At 53.5% G+C, this 20,834-nt stretch carries 21 protein-coding genes; 9 read left to right on the forward strand and 12 right to left on the reverse strand.

The window, feature by feature from the left end; all coding sequences use genetic code 11:
- Positions 1-6: 6 nt before the first annotated feature.
- From V4U84_RS19195 to V4U84_RS19225, 7 genes are all read right to left on the reverse strand, one after another.
- On the reverse strand, positions 7-852 hold the full coding sequence (locus V4U84_RS19195) for a metallophosphoesterase family protein (RefSeq protein ID WP_334077755.1): 846 nt from the start codon (positions 850-852) through the stop codon (positions 7-9).
- Between the two features lie 29 nt (positions 853-881).
- Positions 882-1,943: a suppressor of fused domain protein gene (locus tag V4U84_RS19200; protein WP_334077756.1), complete on the reverse strand. Its 1,062-nt coding sequence runs from the start codon at positions 1,941-1,943 to the stop codon at positions 882-884.
- Positions 1,944-2,557: 614 nt separating this feature from the next.
- A complete protein-coding gene (locus V4U84_RS19205) occupies positions 2,558-3,361 on the reverse strand; it encodes a hypothetical protein (RefSeq protein ID WP_334077757.1) in 804 nt (267 codons plus the stop codon).
- A gap of 161 nt (positions 3,362-3,522) precedes the next feature.
- On the reverse strand, positions 3,523-4,158 hold the full coding sequence (locus tag V4U84_RS19210) for an RNA ligase family protein (protein WP_334075822.1): 636 nt from the start codon (positions 4,156-4,158) through the stop codon (positions 3,523-3,525).
- Positions 4,159-4,171: 13 nt separating this feature from the next.
- Positions 4,172-5,131 (reverse strand): AAA family ATPase, encoded by a 960-nt coding sequence (locus V4U84_RS19215; protein ID WP_334077758.1) that lies wholly within the window; start codon positions 5,129-5,131, stop codon positions 4,172-4,174.
- A 213-nt stretch (positions 5,132-5,344) separates the two neighbouring features.
- On the reverse strand, positions 5,345-6,661 hold the full coding sequence (locus tag V4U84_RS19220) for a WD40 repeat domain-containing protein (protein ID WP_334077759.1): 1,317 nt from the start codon (positions 6,659-6,661) through the stop codon (positions 5,345-5,347).
- 40 nt (positions 6,662-6,701) lie between these two features.
- Positions 6,702-7,352, reverse strand: a complete 651-nt coding sequence (locus tag V4U84_RS19225) for a hypothetical protein (RefSeq protein ID WP_334077760.1) — start codon at positions 7,350-7,352, stop codon at positions 6,702-6,704.
- 113 nt (positions 7,353-7,465) lie between these two features.
- Between V4U84_RS19225 and V4U84_RS19230 the strand changes: the two genes are divergently transcribed.
- From V4U84_RS19230 to V4U84_RS19250, 5 genes are all read left to right on the forward strand, one after another.
- Positions 7,466-8,128: a DUF2625 family protein gene (locus V4U84_RS19230; RefSeq protein ID WP_334077761.1), complete on the forward strand. Its 663-nt coding sequence runs from the start codon at positions 7,466-7,468 to the stop codon at positions 8,126-8,128.
- A 494-nt stretch (positions 8,129-8,622) separates the two neighbouring features.
- On the forward strand, positions 8,623-9,210 hold the full coding sequence (locus V4U84_RS19235; protein WP_334077762.1) for a TetR/AcrR family transcriptional regulator: 588 nt from the start codon (positions 8,623-8,625) through the stop codon (positions 9,208-9,210).
- Between the two features lie 61 nt (positions 9,211-9,271).
- A complete protein-coding gene (locus V4U84_RS19240; protein WP_334077763.1) occupies positions 9,272-10,225 on the forward strand; it encodes an ABC transporter ATP-binding protein in 954 nt (317 codons plus the stop codon).
- 16 nt (positions 10,226-10,241) lie between these two features.
- A complete protein-coding gene (locus tag V4U84_RS19245; RefSeq protein ID WP_334077764.1) occupies positions 10,242-11,384 on the forward strand; it encodes an ABC transporter permease in 1,143 nt (380 codons plus the stop codon).
- Between the two features lie 15 nt (positions 11,385-11,399).
- Positions 11,400-12,512: an ABC transporter permease gene (locus V4U84_RS19250; RefSeq protein ID WP_334077765.1), complete on the forward strand. Its 1,113-nt coding sequence runs from the start codon at positions 11,400-11,402 to the stop codon at positions 12,510-12,512.
- A gap of 31 nt (positions 12,513-12,543) precedes the next feature.
- On the opposite strand, the gene V4U84_RS19255 is transcribed toward V4U84_RS19250, so the two are convergent.
- The 4 genes from V4U84_RS19255 to V4U84_RS19270 all read right to left on the reverse strand — a co-directional run bounded on the left by V4U84_RS19255 (position 12,544) and on the right by V4U84_RS19270 (position 16,541).
- Positions 12,544-14,109: a PH domain-containing protein gene (locus V4U84_RS19255; protein WP_334077766.1), complete on the reverse strand. Its 1,566-nt coding sequence runs from the start codon at positions 14,107-14,109 to the stop codon at positions 12,544-12,546.
- Positions 14,106-14,603 carry a PH domain-containing protein gene (locus V4U84_RS19260; protein WP_334077767.1) on the reverse strand — a complete coding sequence of 166 codons (498 nt, stop codon included), beginning with the start codon at positions 14,601-14,603 and terminating at the stop codon, positions 14,106-14,108. Before V4U84_RS19260 ends, V4U84_RS19255 begins: the two co-directional genes overlap by 4 nt.
- Before the next feature lie 132 nt (positions 14,604-14,735).
- Complete coding sequence (locus V4U84_RS19265) at positions 14,736-15,281, reverse strand: DUF1697 domain-containing protein (protein WP_334075832.1); 546 nt, start codon at positions 15,279-15,281, stop codon at positions 14,736-14,738.
- A gap of 102 nt (positions 15,282-15,383) precedes the next feature.
- Positions 15,384-16,541: an MFS transporter gene (locus V4U84_RS19270; protein WP_416367276.1), complete on the reverse strand. Its 1,158-nt coding sequence runs from the start codon at positions 16,539-16,541 to the stop codon at positions 15,384-15,386.
- Positions 16,542-16,749: 208 nt separating this feature from the next.
- Here V4U84_RS19270 and V4U84_RS19275 point away from each other — a divergent pair, with 208 nt between their 5' ends.
- The 4 genes from V4U84_RS19275 (at position 16,750) to V4U84_RS19290 (ending at position 19,598) form a co-directional block, all read left to right on the forward strand.
- Positions 16,750-17,340 (forward strand): TetR/AcrR family transcriptional regulator, encoded by a 591-nt coding sequence (locus V4U84_RS19275; protein ID WP_334075834.1) that lies wholly within the window; start codon positions 16,750-16,752, stop codon positions 17,338-17,340.
- Positions 17,341-17,523: 183 nt separating this feature from the next.
- Positions 17,524-18,042, forward strand: coding sequence for a DinB family protein (locus V4U84_RS19280; RefSeq protein ID WP_334077768.1), 519 nt, complete (start codon positions 17,524-17,526; stop codon positions 18,040-18,042).
- A gap of 61 nt (positions 18,043-18,103) precedes the next feature.
- Positions 18,104-18,637, forward strand: a complete 534-nt coding sequence (locus V4U84_RS19285; protein ID WP_334075836.1) for a hypothetical protein — start codon at positions 18,104-18,106, stop codon at positions 18,635-18,637.
- Between the two features lie 76 nt (positions 18,638-18,713).
- A complete protein-coding gene (locus V4U84_RS19290) occupies positions 18,714-19,598 on the forward strand; it encodes a MerR family transcriptional regulator (protein WP_334075837.1) in 885 nt (294 codons plus the stop codon).
- 14 nt (positions 19,599-19,612) lie between these two features.
- On the opposite strand, the gene V4U84_RS19295 is transcribed toward V4U84_RS19290, so the two are convergent.
- Positions 19,613-20,713 carry a C45 family peptidase gene (locus V4U84_RS19295; RefSeq protein WP_334077769.1) on the reverse strand — a complete coding sequence of 367 codons (1,101 nt, stop codon included), beginning with the start codon at positions 20,711-20,713 and terminating at the stop codon, positions 19,613-19,615.
- Between the last annotated feature and the right edge of the window lie 121 nt (positions 20,714-20,834).

Consider the following 20,834-nt stretch of genomic DNA (forward strand, 5'->3'; position numbering starts at 1 on the left):
CAAACTTTATTCCGCCGCCGTAAAGACCAATACCCGCCCGTCGGCATTGATGACCTGCGTACCGTTGCCGAGCTCCGCCAAGGGCCGCTCCCAATGGACATGTCCGCAGCAGACCAGCAGAGACGGCGCGGCTTCAAGCTCCCGCCGGATTCCCGGATGACCGGGCAGCCCCAGTGCCGGCACGTCCGGCCCCTGATGCAGCAGCAGCACATCCGGACCGCGGCGAAGCAGATTTCTCAGCGCGTTCAAGTAGTCCGCTTCGGGCCTCCGGTTCGGCTTGCCCGCCCTTCCGGTCACGCCGCCCAAACCGCCAACGACAAGCCCACGGTGCGGAGCCGTCTTCGGCTCGGCATAGAAATCCACGCCCGGGGCAGCCTCGAGCTTGGCGCTCCCCTCCGCCGTAAACAAATCGTGATTGCCCGCTACGCCAAGCACGGTGCCAAACTGCCGATGGAACGCCTCCCAGACCGGAAGCGGGTCGCCGCTGGAGCCTCTTTGGCCCGGATCGCCGTACAGGTCACCGCACAGGAGCGCGACGACCCGTTCGGGGCTGAACCGGGGGAGACAGTTCTCCAGCAGCAAGGCCAGCAGTTCCGGCAACTCCTCGCCAATCAGTCGGGAGGAACGTCCCTCTAGCGGCCCGTGCCCTGCCATCCCTTGGAGATCCGAAGCCACGATCAGCGCATCCACCTCGTCCGGAAGTCCGAGCATCTCCCCCAGGTAAACCGGCAAATATTCGTAGGACACCCCTTGGCTTCCGGGTGCTGCGGCGGTATAGGGCAGTTGCTCTATCGGTTCCTCCGCCAGACAGACCACCTTCAACTGCGCTCTCCCTCCGCTGCGCGTTTTCATGACGTTACTCCCGCCCCTTCTTCTCCCGCTTATCCGATCGTGGATACCACATTGCCATCCTGATCTTTGATATGGGTTTTCTCAATTTGAATGACCAATCCTTTATAAGCTGAAATCCGCAACGTCTCTTCCCTTGGCTGCAGGGTACGCGACAGTTCGTCCGCGGCCGCCGCATCCAGCGTCAACCGCACTTCATCTTCGCCCGCCTCGTAGCCGGTTTCTTCTCCCGGCTTCAGGACCACCCGCAAATCATGACTGGCCAGGGTCAAGTCCTTGCCTTTCAGAAGCCGGCCGCGCAATAGTTTGCCTACCGTCGGAGCCTGCTTGGCTCCCAAAGTGAGCACGGCCGGCGTCTTGCTGAGCAGACGATTCTTGCCGGGCGCCCAGGCCAATTGATCCACGAACAAAAAGCCGGTGCTTGAACCGTCCCGCTCGATCCCTTGCTGAACCGCTTCGTTTACAGCGGGAATTTGCAGCAGGGAATCGCGCGACAAGTCGGTGATATATCCCGGGAGCGCCGCCCGGCTGGCCTCCAATACGCTCAGCGTGCTCCATGTCTTCATCGCCTCCAGCTCATCCTCCGTAATCCCGACCATCTGCAGAAATTCAACCCGTCCATTCGGGGTATGTACGGCAGGCAGTTCGGGATCTTCCATAAAGGCCAGGGCGGTCAGCAGTGTATCGGCCCCCAGGCAGATCGGCCCATTGGCGTCCAAATAATCGCCGGCCGCGAAAATATTCCCGCTGTTAAACACATACCGTCCCATATTTTGCAACAGATTCAGCGCCCATATTGGAGGCTCTTCCTCGTCTTCCTTGCGCGCCACCCGAAAAGTAAGCTCAAATCCATAGCCGCTGTAATCGGAATCTTCCGATTCTTTCTCGTAAAGCTCGGAAAATCCGAACGTCACGATGTGCCAGTGCGGGGACGGCTTATCCGCCTTGTAAGCGCTGAGGCCGTCCAGCGGATCCTTTCCCCCCAGCATATAGGGGATCGCCGTGCCGTAATGCTTGGGCTCCTGCGCCCCGTACAGCCTGGTCATTTGTTCTTCAATCGCATCCCATCCGGTTGTCACTACTTCTTCGCTCATAATTTTTCATTCCTCCAAATGATGATTTTGTTTTGCTAAATTTTGTTAAGTTCAGGTTCAGCCCGAGGTGTCAAGAGTCTCTAATGTGCATGAAACGATCCTAGTTCCCCATACTCGATTAGTACACAGTCTCGCGCCCACATACATCCAAATCGTATTGGGCCCACGGCGGTCAAGGTGCCGAGCGCACTTTCAACTCCAAAACATGCAAATATGCAGGTATTTTTAGCGATTTTAGTGAGACGAGTCGGTTTCCTCGAAATTTCCTGCAGAATTGCAGGAATTTTGAAATTTTTGTTCCGAACAGGAAAAAAACATGCAAATATGCAGGAATTCTAATCAAGGTTGTCAGATGGGGCACTAGCACCCATCAGACAATATTGATTAACGGGAAAACCTCCCGCTAATCTACCGCTCTTGGCCCTTGAATCGAATTTAACTGGAAAAGCTCCATCTATTTCGCGGCTCAATGGCCGATCTGCACAATTTCAGGCGGAATAGCGGGAGGTTTTCCAGCTAAATCGCCTCCGCAGCCGTATAGGCACCAAAATAACGGGAGGAATTCCCGTTAATAGAAACCAAGCCGTCGGATACCAGCCAGCCCCCCCACCTGTTCACGGCAGCTTACGCTTCGGCTTCTTCGGAACGACGGGCTTCCAGGCCACCGATATTCCGGCTTCCCCGCATGCCTGGTTGACCGCGTCGAGTTGCTCCACGTCCAACTCCCACAGCCAAAAATCGTTCCCGAGCTCCGTCAGCTTTCCGTGCTCACGGCGGCTAACGATCCATTCCCCCAGCTTGACCCCGCCGATATCGATCTGCAGATGCCGGCGGTTTACCAGGTTGCCAGGGTACACCATCCGGAGCATCTCCCCGGAATACCGCCCCTTTCCTCCGTATAAACCGGGCGTTTCCTTGTTGAACGCAAAGCGGTTCTCATACGGATACACGGCCGCCCCTCCATTTCCCGCCGCGTATAAATAAGCGTCGGTCATCTTTTCGGCGCTGTAAATGATCCCGTAAGAAAAGCGGGGGAATCGCTTCGCCAAATTTTCGAGCCATGTTTTCAGCGGAGCGTAAACTTCTTCAAGGGGAAATTCGCAAAACGCCGTCAGATGGGGAAAGCCGCCGAACTCCCCGGTTTGCCGGCTAAAGGCCGCATGCCAGGGGACCGATCCTTGTCGCTCATGGTAAAGCCAGTACGCCTCGCAATCGCCGCGCAGCACCATCTCTTTCAGCCGGTCCGGAGAAACCTCGAACAAATCATGATCCCCTTCATGGTCCCCGTCGCTTAAAAGCCTATAATAAGTGGCGGAGTTTACGCTGACGCCGATCATCTCGAAAAAAGACACGCCGATGTCCATAGCCTCCCGCGCGGTAATCCCCTCCGTATCGTAAATCGCAATCCCCGTGTTCACGGCAACCACCTCCGTGTTTGTTTTTGTGAATAAGTAAGTATAAATTCATCATTTCTTATGTATGTTGGTTGTTTAAATGGAGCCTTACATGATAATCCCTCCTCATCCAAATTCAATAAAAAGTAACTAGTCTCGCTCGCCGGAAAACGGACCCTCCCGGTTTAAGACGAAGCCAGTCCATTCGCTTCAACGGGTTTACTGAGCCAATGCTCGTCGGTTTGCACATGATTCTTCCGGACAAATTTGGCGACCGAGCGCTTGAATTCCTCGTAAGGAAATTCGGAGGCCAGCCGGACCACGTACCCCTCCTGTTCCCCGCCGCATTGGGATTGCTTCGTGTAGCACGCCTTGGCGGCTTCCTCGCTCCAGATCCCGCGATACAGCACCGGAACCGTCGGAATTCCCAGCTTCTCCGCCCAGACTACCGTCTCATCCCAAGACAGGCAAATGTTGCGGTTATCCCATACCGAGAAGAGCATATAGTATCCGGGCAGATTCGTATAGGACAGCGAGTGCTTCGCAAACACGTTTTCCCCGCACAGCCGGTATCCTTCCGGGATCAAATATTTGATGCCGCCGTGGAGTGTCTTCACATAATGACGTGAAGGGTGGTCTTTGCTGTCCAGCGATCTGGCGTGGATAAAATCGCGATACATCGTCGTGTTTTCTCCGTCCATTTTTTCGGTAATAACGACCTCCCGCCCCGCAAAATGCTCCGTATTCCGCAGAATCTTGTCATCGTCGGTATAGCTTCTGGACCACGGCAGGTGCATCGTCTTCGGATATTTCACTTTCATCTCATCACCTCCTCTATTTGCCGAACGTGTCCGCTTCGGCGAAGAAATACAGCTCCGCCAGCATCCGGTCGCCGAGCAAATGATAGATCTTTGACGCTCCGGCGTCTCCGCCGTGCAGAATCTCCATATGGAAGCTCACCAAATCGACCACATGCAAAATAAAATCGTCCTCGTACCCGAGTTCCTTCAGAACGTGGCAGGCGATCGCCGCGGATACATGCTCGTGTCCAAAATACGAGAAATAGCCCCGGTTCGGTTTCCAGACCTTGCAAAACGGTTTGCCCGCGTCATGAAACAAGGCGGCCAGCTGCATTTCCAGCAGGTATTCCCCTTCGTAAAAAGCATCGACATATTCCAGCACGGCCTGAGTATGCTCGGACAACGTTTTGGAATGATAGGGATTCTCCTGGTCATAACCCAGCATTACGTTAAAATAGGGAGAACTGCGCAAATAAGCAAACAGCTCGTCATGCCCCGGTTTTCGCGCAAGCAGTTGTTCCAGCTCGGCCCTCTCCAGCCCGGTTTCCGCGGGCGTACGAACGAGGTGCAGCTTGTCGAAACCTTCGGCTAACACGGGAAACTCGAAGTTCTTTGCGTACTTCTCCAGCACCCGGTCCTCAATTTTGCGTTTTCGCTGCTGCACCCGTTCGCGGGCCAGCTCGTAAGGCGTGGTAAAAATATGGCATTCCACCGGAACCTCCTTGAATCGCTTTACAAACTGCATCCGCCGGTCCCTCGCTACGTTCGTCGCGTCAAACACGACGTTTCTCCCGGACGCCAGCGCCCGTTCGATCTCGGCAAAGGCTTCGTCAAAAATGCGGTAGGTGTTTTTTTGCCGGGTTTCGCTCCCGAACAGCCTTTCCCGGATCGCATCCGTCGCCACCAGCACGGCTCTTTCCCGTTTGCAGCATTCTTTCGCATAGTGGCTTTTGCCACTGCCCGGAATACCGGTCAGCATATGAATGGTACTCATCTTCATCACCTCCTTTCCAAGGCTTGATGTCTCAAGTATATCAACCCGCTTTCCTATGCAGAAGGTATTTGCGATTAAACAAAAAAATCGGCGCTCTAATGGATTAAACACATTAAATCGCCGATTCAACAAGGGTATGCAGCTTGCTTTCCGCAAAATTTACGTGCCAATTCTAAAATAGAAAACCATCATTCTCTTTTTTTATTGTATGAATTACCAGCGCAGCGGCTCCTGGCCCCGCCACAGCATCCAGCGGTCCGTTTCCAGAATATCGGCCGTTCCGATGCTGTATTCGCTCTTTCGTCCGCTGTCCAGGTCCAGCAGATGGAGCATGCCCCCGTACGTGCCGACGGCCAGCATCTTATCGTCCACGGTTACCGTCATTCCGAAGATCGTACTGCCTACGAAATACCGCCAAATCTCCCGGCCATCGCCGTCGATCAACTTGAGATAGCCGTAGGCGTCCCCGAGAATAAAGCCTTGCTTCAAAGACACGCCCGCGTAGACCCGCATCTCTTCGTTCGTCAAAGGCCACTCCGTCTCCCCGCCGCCTAGCCGCTCCGGTCCATACTCCGCAAACGGTACCTTCATCGTCGCCCCGTTATAAAAGTGGCAGGCATTGTACCACACTTCACGGCCATCCTTTGAAAAACGGGCAAAGTGCGGGTAGCTGGACGCCGGTTCGAAAGCATAAACCTCCCCGCTCTGCAAATCCTTCAGCATATGCGTGCTTCCCTGCGTGCCGTAAGCCAGCCACCGGCCATCGGGCGAGACGTCCCCGTGAACCATATCCTCAATGGTATCTTCCGCTTCATATTCGATGAGGTCCGGGAGTTCGGGATAGAGCAGCTCGGCCTTCCCCTCGCTGTCCAACAAGTAAACGCCGTACCCGCAAACGAGCAGCAGTTTCTTCCCCGCGTCAAAAGGAATCACCTCGTCCATCACGTTCTCGGGATGCGCTTCATCGGCCAGGGATTCCAGACCCGGAATCGCCGCCTTCAGCTTGCCCTGTACCTCTTTCCAAAGGTAGACGGCTACGCGTTCGCCTTCCGTATCGGCGGTCATGCCATGAACCACGCGAATGCCTTCCTCATCGACCAGAGCGACGTATTCGCCGTCCCGCGAGCCTCCGGCGAAGCACGTGCCGGACACTGCGCTAAGGCCCTCCTCCCGGGCTACATAAAGCGTGCCCCGTTCCCGCTGGCCGCCGACATGCACCAGCAAGCTGCCGTCCCGCAAAAAAGCCAGCGGTTTGACCGGCTGGAGCCGCTCTTGAAATTCGGAGGTAATCGGCCAGGATGCCGGCGGAATTTCCTCCCGCAGGCGTTTCGTCTCCCCGGCCCGATTGGCGCCGCGAATCATGTCGAGGATCTCTCCCGCGAAGCTGCGCCGCTGGTCCTCCTCCGGCGGCTTGAGATCTTCCGGCCAGCCGGTTTCCATGCCGACCCGGACATATTCGTTGATGTCGGAAGCGTAGCGTTTCCCTTCCGTCCGCCACCGCTCCGCGATTTCTTGATTCAACCAACTCATCGTATCAATCTCCTTATGTATCGTGACTCGACGTTGCGATTTACTTAAACGATAAGAACTCGCAGAGGTGTTCCGCACGCTCCATTCCCAGCAATGCCCGCAGTGGCGGTTCTATTCGCTCCAAATAAGCCGGTTTGGTCTCATAGGTTTCCTCGTCTATGACTTCTCCGCCAAAATCACGCGCCCCCTCGATCAAAATCGCCAGCGCCAGGAACAAATCTCCCAGCGAGGACGCGACGCATTCCGGTCGTCCCCCGGCTACTCCTGCATATACCGGAGAAACCGGCACAGAAGTATCGACAATCAACGGGTCGTCATTGAAATTGGCGATGACCACGTGCTGACGCGGCCAGGTTTCGGATTCCCGGTAGGGCTCGTTCTGACCGATCCAGCGATAGCCCAACTGTTGACGGTGCAAATGCTCCGGCGCGGCAAAAAACAGCACGGCGGCATCCCCGATCTCAACGGCGGCATTCCTCAGCTTCTGTGTCCCTTCCGCCTTCGAGTCTCTCATTTCGTAATGGCTGTATAAATACATAAGCTCCGGAGAAACCGGAATCCGCTCGTCGATTTCACAGTGAACCGGCTCGGGGCGGAGACGGATCTCATGCTCTTCGAACAACCCAAACTCCGCATTGTAAAGATCCTGCTGCTCCAAGAAACGCTGCAAAGCAGCTTTCAACTCCTCCACAATTTACCTCCCCTCTGCCTTAAGAGTCCCACTCCATAGGCCTATCTTTTTATGATACACTGGAAAAGCTAGGAAGCGGTAGGTACAAAGTATTCAGAAAGGCAGGGATGAGCATGTTCAGTTTTTCGGCGGAAGCGTTGGTGGATCGGGAAAACCACGCATGGGAGGAGATCCTTGAGCTGCTGCGCCAGGGCAAAAATCCATATATCATCGCTCCCGCCGTGCGGGAATCGGCGAAAGACACATTATACAACTTGCAAGTGAGTACAAAGTCCTATCTGGGAGCGGTGGCTTACGAGACGGGAGGCATCCGGTGGGACGAAGGTTGGATTACGCTGCTTGGAGCGGGCGGTCCGGGTATTTTCGGCAGTCTGAGCTCCTGGAATGGACTGGGGTCGGAACCATCAGTAGTCACGCCCGAGGACGGCTTGCTGGTGGTCGCTTATGATGCGGCCGGAGGCTTTTTTGCGCTGGATACGGACAAATTCGGACGAAGCGGGCTTATCTATTATTTCGCGCCGGATACGCTGGAATGGGAATCAACCGACCTGCAATATTCCGGTTTCCTGGCCTGGCTCGCGGAGGGCGATTTGGATTTGTTCTATCAGACCTTCCGCTGGAAAGGCTGGCAAGCCGATATGGAACGCCTCGAGGAAGGGCAGGTTTTCGCTTATTACCCTCCCCTCTGGACCGCGGAAGGCGGCGGAGAGACGAGCCGGAAATCACCCGTTTCCGTTGCGGAAGCCTGGGGCGTTGCCGTTGGAGGAGCCAAATAAACGTCGCGGACCCAGGCCCAGGGCGCTCTTCGTATTGGGGTGGAACGATTCCCTATACGACGGACCGCGCTTTCGAAAGTCCAACCCATTAACGGGAATTTCTCCCGTTAATTTGGCTCATAACGTCCTCAGGGGGCAATTTAGCTGGAATTTCTCCAGCTATTTCCGCCCAAAAGGGGCGAGTCTGCCTCTTCACCGGAGATTAGCTGGAGGTTTTCCCGTTAATTGCGGGCTTCCGGCTATGCGGGTTAAATTAGCGGGAGGTTTTCCAGCTAAATATTCGGTTCTCCTTGTGTTGCGATGGAGCTTGGCCGGATGGACCAGCAAAATCTTGATGTTTTCCCCCAAAGCCTCAAGTGGCAAGCCAAATAAGCGTCGGTTCTAGTAGCTTTAGCGGTAACCCCGAACGGACAACGTGACTAAGAGTTGACAAATTTTTCTGAAAGTTTTATTTTATTAAGTAATCACTAAGTGAAATGGAGGGGCGAATATACATGACCCTAAACTTGAAGCAGCAAAAAGCCGCCGAAACGAAGAACCGTTTGATCGATTCCGCCCTCCGCGTTTTCTCGGCCAAGGGTTTCGGAGCGAGTACAACGAAAGATATCGCGAAGGAAGCCGGGGTTACGGACGGATTGATCTATCATTATTTCTCATCCAAAGAAGAATTGCTATGGGCGGTCATTGACAAGCATACCCTGAACAACGATTTGGAAAAGGCCATCCGGGACTTCCCAACGGGGAACTCGCTGGAAGAGCTTCTTTTTGCTTATTTCACGAAATTACTGGATACGCTGCATGCCAAATCCGAGCTGATCGTCATGTTTTTTGGCGAGGCTCAGCGCAATCCCGCCATTCACCAGCGTTTGGTTCAACTGGTTGAAGCGGGCATGAAGCCGCTCGTCCGTCTTTTGACCGAAAAGGGGATCCCCCAATCCCCGGAATTGCACCTGGCCGTCCGCAATATGCACACGTCCTTCGTGATGTACTTTCTTCTCTTCGGGCGAAATGCCAAAGATAAACAAGAGCATGTCCTATATATCACCGCGACGGTTAAACAATTTTTAAAAGCCATCCTCTGAAATTCTGTTTTTTTGGTTATTTCACTTAGTGAGTACTTAATAAATTAAAGAGGTGTATGAGATGAATGTCATCAAAATGAATCGGGTGGAGGTCTCTTATCCCCGAAAGAAGCAGGAGCGTTTCTATGCTTTACGCGAGCTTTCCATCGAAGTAAAGAAGGGGGAGATTTTTTGTCTGCTGGGCCCGAACGGTTCCGGCAAAACGACCTGCATCAATCTTATTAACGGGTTAGGCGGACCGACCGGGGGCGATGTTCGCGTGTTCGATATGAATCCGCAAAAGGATGCCCGGCACGTCCGAAGCCGGCTGGCCGTCGTCCCTCAGGAAACCGCGCTATACAACGATCTTACCGCCAGGGAGAATCTGCTTTTTCATGCGCAGTATTACGGTCTGCCCAAAGCCGAGTGGCAGCCGAGCATCGCGAAAATGCTGGATCTGGTCGGTTTAAGCGACCGTCAAAAAGACAGAGTCGGCACCTTTTCCGGCGGTATGCAAAGAAGGTTGGCGCTGGCCCGCGCGCTGTTGACTTCTCCGGATCTGATCCTCCTCGACGAGCCTACCTTGGGCGTCGACGTCCAGTCCAGAAACTCGATCTGGAACCAGATCAAATCCCTTGCCTCCGAAGAAGGCAGAACCATTTTCCTGACAACAAATTACATGGAGGAAGCGGACGAACTGGCGGATCGCATCGTCATCATTGACAAAGGCGTCATCTCGGCGGCCGGTTCGCCGGAGCAGTTGAAAACAGACATGATGAACCTCGAATTGGAGCTGTGCTTTGCGACGCCGGAGCAGGCGGCGCACCTGGCGGAAACCGCCTGCGAACGGCGGCTGCCGACCGTTTTCTCGGTTACGGATAACAAAGCGGTCGCTCAGGTACCGAATAAAGCCGTTGCACTTGAGCTTTTGCAGGCATTTCCCTCCGGGCAGTATGGAATCGTGACTTTTCAGCTGAAGGAGCCCACGCTGAATGATGTGTTCCTGCATTATACGGGGCGTAATTTGAGGAACTAATAAGGAGGAAACTGCCATGCTGCAAGGAATTCGCGCTATGGTCCGCAAAGACATGACCATCACTTGGAGGAACCCCTCCCTGCTGCTACTCGGCATTATCGTTCCCGTCGTATTCGTTTTGCTGTACTCGCTCATTACACAAGTATCCGCCACCAATCCGGTCGTCATCGCGCGGGAATCCCAAGGGCCTTACAGCCAGAAGCTGATCTCCATTTTGACGGAGATGAGTTCCGTAGACGGCCCTTATTTTACGGTGGATACGACCGATCCGCGCGAGGCCAAAGAGCGGTATGGGCGGGGCGAGGCTGCGGCCATGATTGTCATCCCCGCCGACTTCGACGCCGAACTGAGCGCTGGAGCCCAAGGCCGCTCAAGGCCGCAAGTGGAATTGCATGTTCACAACCTGAACTCCGATGCCACCAAGAACTTTCAGCTTCGCCTGGACCATGCCGCCTATCTTTTTCAGCAGGAGAACGCTCCGCTCAACCTGATCCACGTTGACGAAGCGTACAGCCGTTTTCCCCGCGATGTATCCATGAAGCTTTATGTTTCTCTTGGCCTTCTCATGTTTACAGCGATCTACGCCTCCATGGTTAACACCGGTCTTTTGATATCAAGAGAATGGGAGGAGCGTACGAGCAAAGAAGTCATTCTCACTTCCGTGGGCTTCCTTTCCTTGATTAGCGGCAAATGGATCACCGCCTTTGTCCAGACGATGGCGAGCGTGCTGCTGGTCCTGGGCATCATGGGGGCAACGCTGGACTTCCCACTCCACCGGATGGACCCGGTTCTCTGGTTTTGGATCTTTATTCTGTTTCTGTTCGGGGGTTCGCTGGGAGCCGCGCTCGGCGTCTGGCTGCGGAAATCGATGCCGCTGATTACCTTCTCCGCCGTCACCGGCATCTTTCTTTACCTGGTCTGCGGCAATGAATCCTCCTTGCGCGGATTCGCCTATGGCGGGCCGGTTGAAGTGCTGTGGCGTCTGGCGGACATGATCCCGGTTTCCCAGGCCGTTGAGCATATGAGGCGAACTTTTCTCGAGTCCGGATCGGGGTACGCATTTGATGGATTACTGCCCCTCCTGATCCTTTCCGCCTTTTTCGCATGGCTTTCCAGCTACCGAATGAAAAAAAGCCTGTCCTATTCTCAGGGCCAATGAGGAGGTAACCCGTTTATGAAGAAAAAGTTGTACGCCATATGGGGAACGTATTTGCGTAATTTAAAGCTGCTCGGCAGGCAAAAGCAACTGTTGGCCGCCCCCCTCTTTCTGCCCGTGATCGTCATGTTTTTAACCGCGGTCATTATGGGAGCCGGGGGAGATCAATGGCCGATCGGGCTCATTAACGAGTCCCGAGATCCTTCGTCGCAAACGCTGCAAGCCAGCATCGAACAGAGCCGTTCCAACATTACGCCTTACTACCGTATCGTTGAAACCGACCTGGACAGTGCCAGAGCGCTTGTGCGGGAAGGCAGGCTACAAATGCTGATTCGAATCCCCCAGGATTACGCAGTAACCCGGGAAGTCAGCATTGAAACCTATAACGTAAACACCGATATGATGAAGAATGTCAGGCTCCGGCTGGAGCACAGTCTGCTGGATGAACTGAAGGCCCGCAACGAGCTGCTGTTCACCCCGCAGTTGAAAACCGAAAAGGCCGAGGATGTTTGGCGCGTTTCGTTTATCGCCGGAAGCTGCGTGCTCCTGTCTCTGTTTTTGGGAGCCGCTCTGACCGCCGCCAACTTGTTTGCCTTCGAGCATGAGAACCGGACCCGCAAGGAGATTTTTTTGACTCCGCTGCCGCTATGGACCGCGGGAATCGGCAACATCCTCGCCTCCTTGACCGTGACATGGCTCTGCTCCATTCCGCCTTTGCTGCTGGCGGTATCCGTTTTCCGGATGAAGATTCACCTCGTGAATTTGCTGCAGGTTTATCTATTTATGATTCCGGTGATGATCGCGTGCAGCGTATTCGGCATGCTGATCGCATTATGGTTGAAAAATTACCGGGTGCTCCAGCCGGTCATTCTGGTGACTTCGATCGCGACCTTTTTCGGAGCCGGCGGCTTCATAGGCGTAAGTGTCTTACCTCCCGGGTCACAGATGTTTTCCAAATACTGGATTCTCTCGCGCGTGTTTGAGTGGTTTAATCCGGTGCTCCACCGTTTCTCATCCGGGTTAGCCCTATCTCAAATCATCGCGATCACAGCCGTTATGGCGGTTTCCCTGCTATGTGTTCCGGCCATTTACAAAGGTGCGGCGGGAGCCCGAATGTCTAACGGGCAATAACCAGGCGACCTCAAGCCGTAAAACCGACGGCCTAAACCGAGTCCTCCTGAATTCGGACCTCCCTCGTCCTCTCCGCATACCACGCGTAAAACGACTGCCCCCAATCGGCGGGAACGTCGGAAAGCTTCTGGTGGAGGACCGGGCGGGCCCGGTTTACAAGATGGACGGACGCCAGCCCCAGCCAGCGCTGCAGGACATTCCGCGTCACCTTGACCTCGATCATTTTTTCCCTTTTGCTGATAAACAGCCGGGAAGTTAGCCCCCCGGTCCGAAACTGCAGAAAGTGACCATGAATCGCATAAGCGGTATTCCAATGATTCAGTAAACTCCATACCAGCGTCCAGATGAACAGTCCCGCCGTAATCATCCACCAATCCACAAAAGACATCCACCCGGGAACCGGCGGAGAATAGCAAAGCAGAACCAGCGTAGCCGCAGCCCAAAACCAGCCGTATTTGAACATACTTGTTCCCCAGGAGCGGCGGGGTAGAGGGCTCATCTCGGGGGAGATCTCATAAGCAGGCAGCATTTCCGCTATCAGACAGTAGGCCCGCTGCACCGGCAGGAAGGGATACAGCGAGTTCACTTCCCGCTCCTCATCCCCCGCTCCGCCGGCCGTAATCAGCCGTACCTCCGCCAAGCCAAGCAGGCGTTTCATCAGGGATTGGGTGATTTCCACCCCCTGGACCTTCTCCTTCGCGATTGAGAACACTGTCGTCTCAACCATTCCCTTGGCGATATAAATCCGCTCCTCGTCCGAGGAAATTTCAAATTTACCGTATTTGTAAAAAGTCACGGCGATCCCTAAAGCGACGGAAACGCCGGACAACAATACGATTACCGCAGCCGCCAGCCACCAGGAACTCATCAGCATGGCGAGCAGGCCCTGAGCCGTGTCTTCAAGATCGATAAAATCCTCGGCCTTGGAGTAAAGCGAAAAAAGCACCGGAATCAGAACAAGAAAGCTTAGCGAAGTGAATGAAGCTTTGATCAAGTCCTTCCGCGTCGGACTGAAGTGCAGCATCCGTTCGGGTTTCGGAGTCCGCGGCCCTTCCGGGGAACGTGTGGAATCCGGGGATGCCGTCCGCGCCGCGGCTTCCGCGGCCACCTGTTCTTCTCTCCCGTCCGCTGCGTCTGAATCTTCCTCCGGCCGAGCCAAACCGGCGACCCGCTTCTCCAAGCGGTCCGCTTCCGCATAAGAGATGACGCGAAATTCCACGGCCGCGTCATCTCCCTCCATCCCGGTTTCAAACCGGATGGCCGTCACCTTGAAAATCCGGTGAAACAGCGTCGTATGGCGGTTAGTATTTTGAATTTTGGCGAACGGAATGACCTTTTTCGATTTGACGAAGACCCCTGACTCTAAACGGAATGAAGTATCATCGAGCTGATACCGGCGGGTCAGCCAACTCCAACCGATGGACAATAAGCCGATACCGGCGGCGGCGAACAGAGCGAGCCTCCCGTATTTCACCCAGGCCGTGTCCGAGCCCGCCTTGAGCACAAACAAGAAGAAAAAGAAATAGACCGTATTCTTCCCCAGGTTCCAGATTCCGAGCAGCATAACCAAAGGATGATAACGTTTGGCCCGGCTCATTCGTCCACCTCTTTCAGCTTGGCATAACGGGCGATTTGATTTCTTAACGCTTTGGCCACATCATGGTCCAGCATGGGAATCGTATGGGAGGAGCCCATCGTTTTGACCGTAACCGAGCAGACGCCGTACCTTCTATGCAGCGGGCCCTGCTTGGTCGCTACCGATTGAATTTTGGTCATGGGAACCAGCTCATTCGTTACCGTAAAAGCCCCGTATTTTAACTGCAAAAATTGTTCCGATACCTCATAACGCCATCTTGCGTACAGAAGGAATGGGTGGATAAATACGGACCACAGTGTGAGCAGCACCGCCAGAACCGCGGAGCCTATCAGAATCCATCCCACCCAGAACACCCAGGAAAAACGGGCATCCAGATAGAACAGTACCCCGAGCACCAGGAAAGCGATAACGCTCCCGATTATCTCGTTTATGATCCATATTTTCACCGCATGTTGGGATAATCGATTAAGAGGCTCCCTGATTTTATTGGGCAAAATAACCCCTCCTTTCCAACCGAATCTAGTAGACACGGCCGATTCGGGGCGGATCGCTATCGCGTCCACCTGAACCGGCCGTGACATTTTCAGAGGGCAGGAAGATTCGTTGTGATGCTGCCTCTGCCTTAGTTAATGCCCTGCAGCTTTCATCAGCTCATAGATTTTACGGGTCGTATTGACGTTTCTTACTGTAACCTTAGAGTAGAGCTTCGTCCCGATCAGTTTCTGCATCCCGCTCTTGGTTACGTGCTCCCGGTCCACCGACCAAAGAATCGCTCCAGGCACATAGAGCACCCGGTCGATCTCCGGTTTGATCACCAACTGCTCCAACGAGCTCTCATGATCCACCTCATCCCAGAGAAACAGCACATCGCTTTTCATCGCAGGACCGTTGGTCCAGTCGGGCGGAAGCGCCTCCGTGATGCGGGAGAATTGCTCGAAACTGCGAACCACCACTTTAATCTGCAGGCCGAAATCCGTCTGAATCTTCGCTTCCAATATGGCCGCAAGCTCAGTGTTCAATTGCATCTCCGAGTTAAATATGATATTTCCCGTATTAATATAGGTCACGACATCCTTCATCCCGACCCGTTCGAAAGTCGCCTTCAATTGCTTCATATCGATCTTGTTGTTTCCTCCGACATTAATTCCGCGAAGCAGGGCAATATAAATCACCGATTTCCTCCTCTCAAAATCTATTATTAAAATCATATTTGAATGGCCGGCTTTTGTATATATATAAGTTGAATGGCGAACACTTCGCTTCTCGGCGAAGCGTCAGGACGTTTTCCGGGTTCCGGCCCAGAACAGGATCGCCGCCGTGCTGATTCCTCCTCCCAATATGCAGACGCCGAGCCATCCCGCCCGGGAATAAACCAAAGTCGAGGCTACCGCCCCCGCGGCGCTGCCCAAAGAATAGAAAATCATATACCCCGCGGTCAACCGGCTTCTCGCTTCCGGAAGCACGCTTAAAATCATGGTTTGATTCGTGACGTGAACCGCCTGAACCGCATAATCCAACATAATGACTCCCAGAACAAAAATCCATAATGACTTCTGCATCAACCCGATCGGCACCCAGGAGAGGGCTAGAAGCAGCAGCGCCCAGCCGGTCGTTCTTTGCCCCAGCCCCTTGTCCGCAAGCCGTCCGGCACTTCTGGCCGCCAATGCGCCCGCAGCCCCGGCAAGCCCGAATAAACCGATCGCGGTATGGCTTAGCGAAAAAGGCGGGGAACTGAGCGGCAAGACCATCGAGGACCATAAAGTGCCGAAGGCCGCAAAGATAAAAAAGGCCAGCATCGCGCGGACCCGCAGCAGAGGAATGCGGAACAAATCTTTCATCGAGCCCAGTAATTTCAAATAGGAAATGGGGGCGGGACGTCTGGTAGCGGCTGGAGTGACGATTACAAAGAAACAGGCCAGGATCACGGAAATGGCGGCGGAAACGATATATACCATCCGCCAGCCGGACAAGTCCGCCAACGTGCCCGAAAACGTCCGGGCCAGCAGAATTCCGATGACGATGCCGCTCGTAACGAGACCGATCGCCTTGCCGCGGTCGGCGGGTAAAGATCTCGCCGCAGCCAGCGCAACAAGAACTTGCGCAACGACCGCCAGAAAGCCGACCATCCCCATGCCGAGAAACAGCACAACGGCACTCGGCGCGAACGCCACCAGGCTTAAAGCCACAGACGACAGCAGCAGCATCCAGGTGACGAGCCGCCGCGGCTCAAGCCTATCTCCCAGCGGAACGAGAAGAAACAACCCCAGCGCATAACACAACTGGGTCGCCGTGATCACCGTCCCGATCACGGCTTTGCTGATGTCAAATTCAATCGCTATTACATCGAGCAGCGGCTGGGAAAAGTAAACGGCGGCCACCGCGGTGCCGCACAGGAAGGCATAGAGCACAGCAGCGGCTCTGGAGAGGTGCATCGAATACTCGGAAGTTCCCGGATTGGAATCGGGCTGAAGTATGGGTTTGGACAAACAAAACAACCTCCTTTTTTGTACCAATCGGTATTTAATTTTTCGTTAATATTAACTGCTTTCTTTCGTTAATGTCAACCGGAATTGACGAAACCGGATTTAAACCCTATGATTATTTTATACTGATCGGTAACGTGCATAAGGAGGAAGTACCATGGCCAGAATTCGCGAATTCGACGAACAAAGGGCTTTGACCGAGGCGATGCATCTTTTTTGGGAGAAGGGGTATGAAGCCACCAGCTTAAGCGACCTGACCGCCCGGATGGGGATCCGAAAGCCTAGTCTTTACGCGGCCTACGGTGATAAATCGTCCCTATTCGAAGCGGCGCTCCGCAAGTACAATCACCTGCATGCCCAGCAGATCCGTGAACAGCTAAAAGAAGAAACCTCCGTGAAAGAAGCTTTTCGGAAACTTTTTCGGGAGGGGGCGTTTCCGGGGTCCGATCAAGGGCGGAACGGTTGTTTTTGCATTAATACGATGGTGGAACTGGCTCCCCATGAGGCGAGGTTTGAAATATTGACCCGTGAGCATCAACAATATCTGGCGGCGATTTTTGAAGAAACGCTTGCGCGCGGAGTCGCTTCCGGAGAGCTCAGCGAACCCCTGGATAAACGGGCCGTCGCGCAGACTCTGGTTGCCTCTTTTATCGGAATTACAGTTCTGAAGAAATCAAATCCGGATCCGGCATGGATCGAAAGCTGCATTGTTACGGCGTTAATGCTGCTTCCTGACTCTATAAGGTAAGAAAAAATAAATATAAACAAAGTTCCCCCTCTTCGCCACCTATTGGATGGTAATATAGGGATATCCTACAAAACGGAGGCGTTCACAATGAAAACGATAGCGAACCACGGGCAAATGAATAAGGGGACCCGCGTATAATTGCCCTTAACCTGCGCGATTCCCTTGAGAAAAGGGGAGAGCATTTTGAACCGATATGCGTTGCAGCAATTTGAATACCACGCATGGGCAAACCGGAAGGTTTGCGAGCATTTAGAGGGATTGACGGAAGAAGTTTACCGCAAAGAAGTTCAAAGCGTATTTCCGACGATCTACGATACGATGGTCCATATCTACGTTATTGACCGCGGGTGGCTCGAATTTTTTGAGTCCAGCGGGGTCACGGATACTTCGCCCGAATATTATGAACAGTTGAAAAATAAGGTGGATGCCATTGTCGCGGAAACCCGGGGAAAGCACATTGAAGAGCTAAGCCTGATGCAGGATGAACTGGCCGGACAATTCAGGAAGTTCATCGAAGGCCACGAGAACTTGGAAGCTTATTTCCCGTCCGGCGGTTTTCAGGCTCGCGGCGTGGACTTCCTCCAGCACATGGTGAACCATGGGACTTATCACCGCGGCAATATCACCGCGATGCTTAGACAATTGGGGTATCCGGGAACGCCGACCGACTACGGTTATTATCTGTATATTTTGAGCCAATGAGCGGAAACGGCCCGGAATGAGAATTCCGGGCCGTTCCTAATCCAACGTAAAGAGGGAACTTATGTTGAACAGCCGCAATAAAAAATACATACTCGTCATGGCTTCATTTCTTATGGGCGTCCTGATCCTTATGAGTATTCCCTTTCTGAGGGATCAATGGCAAATGCGGACCCTAAAATCGACCGCTCTGACGGATTTGTCCATCATGAATATAAGGCCGGGTCAAACTGCGGGCTCTGTTGATTTCTCTCAGTTTAAGCCATCGCCTGACTTTGAAGACCGAACCCAACACGGTCTGCAATACAAATACTTTGAAGACTTCATGGTCGCCTTGGATTCACGCGGAACGATTGTGAAGCTGCAAACCTTGTCCGATAAGGGTCTCCGAAGCTTTGGGGACGGGACGACCACCGATATGGCGCAAGTGGAGAAGCGCTGGGGAACCGATTTTGTCGTGCGCGGTTATGACCGTGAGCAAGGGCTGACCGCGAGGATTTATGATGATAAGCAAAACCGGCTAAAAGCGGAGTTTGTGTATCCCGAAAACGGAGAACTCGACGGTAAGCTCGTTTTTTTGATACTGGAAAAATACTAACCCCGCTGGGCCCCCGAACTTTCTATTGACTGTTCCCTTGGGGACGGGTTTAAACTCACACCCGAGGTGATGCTACATGCTGATTCACGAGGCCGCAAAAATCAGCGGCTTGACCAAGAAGGCCATCGCTTACTACGAGCGGCAAGGGCTGATTGCCGTTCACTATAATTCCAACGGTTACAGGGACTTTAGAGCGGAGGATATACGGACGCTTAAAGAAATCTCTGTGCTGCGAAAGCTCGGGCTTAACGTCCAGGATATTAAGCATGTCCTAAGCAGCGGAGACAAGCAGCGTGCGCTGCGGGATTGTTTGCTGACAAAGGAAAGACAGCTGCGACAGGACCAGGCCCGGCTTGACGCGTTGCGCGGTGTACTGGAGCGGCATCCGGACGATTTGGGCGCAACCTTGGATGACATTGAGCGGAGACTCGACGAAATGCTTCCCGTTAAGGAGAAGCTGCTGCAGGCTTTTCCCGGCAAATTCGGCGAATATCTGTACGTTCACTTTGAAAAATACCTGGGAGAACCCCTGGATAGCCCGCAAAAAATAGAAGCTTATCACCGGATCATCGACTTTCTCGACCGAACCGGCGAACTGGAGCTTTCCGAGGAGGCGGAGCAGATTCTGAGCAATTCGTTCGAGGCATTAAGCAGGGTGGATTTTAAAAAGATCCATGATGATCTCGAAGACGCCCTTTTGGATGTGCCACAGTATTTGTCGGCCCGCCGGGATTCCATCTCCGCCTGGCTGGAGTACCGGGAATCCGCGGCATTTAAAGCGAGTCCGGCCTACCGTTTGCAGCAATCGTTAAGGGAATTCCAAAGCCGGAGCGGATATCACGACATCTTTATACCCAACCTGAAAATATTAAGCAGCTCCTATCGGGAATATCATCGGAAACTGGAGGCGGCGAACGCCTACTTTTTAAGTGAATTTAATCCAAAAACGCCCCCGGAATAAGCCGGGGGCCGATTCTATTCCTCCATCGCCCAGAATTCGGGTCCGTATTCCCGATCGGGCACCCGGACACTTAACTCCTTGAAAGGGAACCTTTCTCCTACTTTTAAACTATATGTTTCATTTTCCAAGGGCGAGCCAAAAGAAAACTCCAATTGCCCGGCATGAAGATCAAACAATACCGAATGAACGGTTCCAAAATTCTGTTTATAGTTATGGACGGTGATCCCCTCGGGATACTCCCGTAACGTTAAGTCCCTTAGTTCCTGTTTGGATACCGACAAACTTCTTCCGAGCGTGCTATGGATGAGGTCGTAACGGACCTTGGACTGCCGGAGCACTCCTCTCTCTTCAATTCCCGGCAGTACGGCGTGATTCGTAGCACTGATATAACCCGCCTCCCGGCTGGCCCTTGCGATGGCCATCTTGCCATCATAAGTCTCCACGACGGCGGCCTCCCCTTTAATATCCGCCAAAAGCAGGTTCATATTTGCCCCGATCGGCATATCCTTCAAGCAGAAAATGCCTTCTTCGACATTTTTACAATTTTCGAGCAACGCTCTCACGATCACCATAAATTGCAAACCGGCTGAAACCGGCTTTTTCATGCCCGGATGCATCCCGACCGGAATGCCGCAGGAGGCGAAGGCAACGGACAAGCCTTTTTCATTCAACCCATCGCTGCGACCGAAACAAGAAACCGAGAACCCGCTGTGGCTGTATTTTCCCGTGATGTTCGTCGAGCACAGCCGCATATCGGAAATTTCCGGAGACAAGTCGTAGTTTCTGAGAACATAAGTTTTGCGATCGCTGGCCTTGGAAGGCAAAACCGCCGCCAAACTGCATCCGCCGGGCTTCAAATAAGCTTCATCAAAAAACTTCAAAGCCCTAATCTCCACGTTTAACGAGTCTGCAAACCCTTGAATTTCTTCGCTAAGTCCCGGAGCGTACGCATCCATTACTTTTGCCAGTTCCTTGTAGCGCGTTTGCCCCATGGGATTGGACGAAATCCATGCTTCCTTTGCCCAAACCATCGACTTTACCTCTTCACCTTGTTCTTGGCCAACTGCGTAACTATCACCTTCCAGGTAAGAAAAATAGGCCGGAATAACTCTCATTTCTACGGTCTCCCCTCTCTTTGCAAAAGCCCCCGTACCGCTTCAAACACCGTATCCGAGCGCCTTTTGGCTTTACATAAAAAAGAATAAACCCTCCAGCAACTGGAGAGTTTACCCCCTT

Source organism: Paenibacillus sanfengchensis (assembly GCF_036864765.1).
Classification (GTDB): domain Bacteria; phylum Bacillota; class Bacilli; order Paenibacillales; family Paenibacillaceae; genus Fontibacillus; species Fontibacillus sanfengchensis.

What these genes read in the sequence shown, in the direction of transcription:
- V4U84_RS19195 (WP_334077755.1), bottom strand. Translation starts at nt 852, where the DNA reads ATGAAAACGCGCAGCGGAGGGAGAGCGCAGTTGAAGGTGGTCTGTCTG.
- V4U84_RS19200 (WP_334077756.1), bottom strand. Translation starts at nt 1,943, where the DNA reads ATGAGCGAAGAAGTAGTGACAACCGGATGGGATGCGATTGAAGAACAA.
- V4U84_RS19210 (WP_334075822.1), bottom strand. Translation starts at nt 4,158, where the DNA reads ATGAAAGTGAAATATCCGAAGACGATGCACCTGCCGTGGTCCAGAAGC.
- V4U84_RS19215 (WP_334077758.1), bottom strand. Translation starts at nt 5,131, where the DNA reads ATGAGTACCATTCATATGCTGACCGGTATTCCGGGCAGTGGCAAAAGC.
- V4U84_RS19220 (WP_334077759.1), bottom strand. Translation starts at nt 6,661, where the DNA reads ATGAGTTGGTTGAATCAAGAAATCGCGGAGCGGTGGCGGACGGAAGGG.
- V4U84_RS19230 (WP_334077761.1), top strand. Translation starts at nt 7,466, where the DNA reads ATGTTCAGTTTTTCGGCGGAAGCGTTGGTGGATCGGGAAAACCACGCA.
- V4U84_RS19235 (WP_334077762.1), top strand. Translation starts at nt 8,623, where the DNA reads ATGACCCTAAACTTGAAGCAGCAAAAAGCCGCCGAAACGAAGAACCGT.
- V4U84_RS19240 (WP_334077763.1), top strand. Translation starts at nt 9,272, where the DNA reads ATGAATGTCATCAAAATGAATCGGGTGGAGGTCTCTTATCCCCGAAAG.
- V4U84_RS19245 (WP_334077764.1), top strand. Translation starts at nt 10,242, where the DNA reads ATGCTGCAAGGAATTCGCGCTATGGTCCGCAAAGACATGACCATCACT.
- V4U84_RS19250 (WP_334077765.1), top strand. Translation starts at nt 11,400, where the DNA reads ATGAAGAAAAAGTTGTACGCCATATGGGGAACGTATTTGCGTAATTTA.
- V4U84_RS19255 (WP_334077766.1), bottom strand. Translation starts at nt 14,109, where the DNA reads ATGAGCCGGGCCAAACGTTATCATCCTTTGGTTATGCTGCTCGGAATC.
- V4U84_RS19270 (WP_416367276.1), bottom strand. Translation starts at nt 16,541, where the DNA reads ATGCACCTCTCCAGAGCCGCTGCTGTGCTCTATGCCTTCCTGTGCGGC.
- V4U84_RS19275 (WP_334075834.1), top strand. Translation starts at nt 16,750, where the DNA reads ATGGCCAGAATTCGCGAATTCGACGAACAAAGGGCTTTGACCGAGGCG.
- V4U84_RS19285 (WP_334075836.1), top strand. Translation starts at nt 18,104, where the DNA reads ATGTTGAACAGCCGCAATAAAAAATACATACTCGTCATGGCTTCATTT.
- V4U84_RS19290 (WP_334075837.1), top strand. Translation starts at nt 18,714, where the DNA reads ATGCTGATTCACGAGGCCGCAAAAATCAGCGGCTTGACCAAGAAGGCC.
- V4U84_RS19295 (WP_334077769.1), bottom strand. Translation starts at nt 20,713, where the DNA reads ATGAGAGTTATTCCGGCCTATTTTTCTTACCTGGAAGGTGATAGTTAC.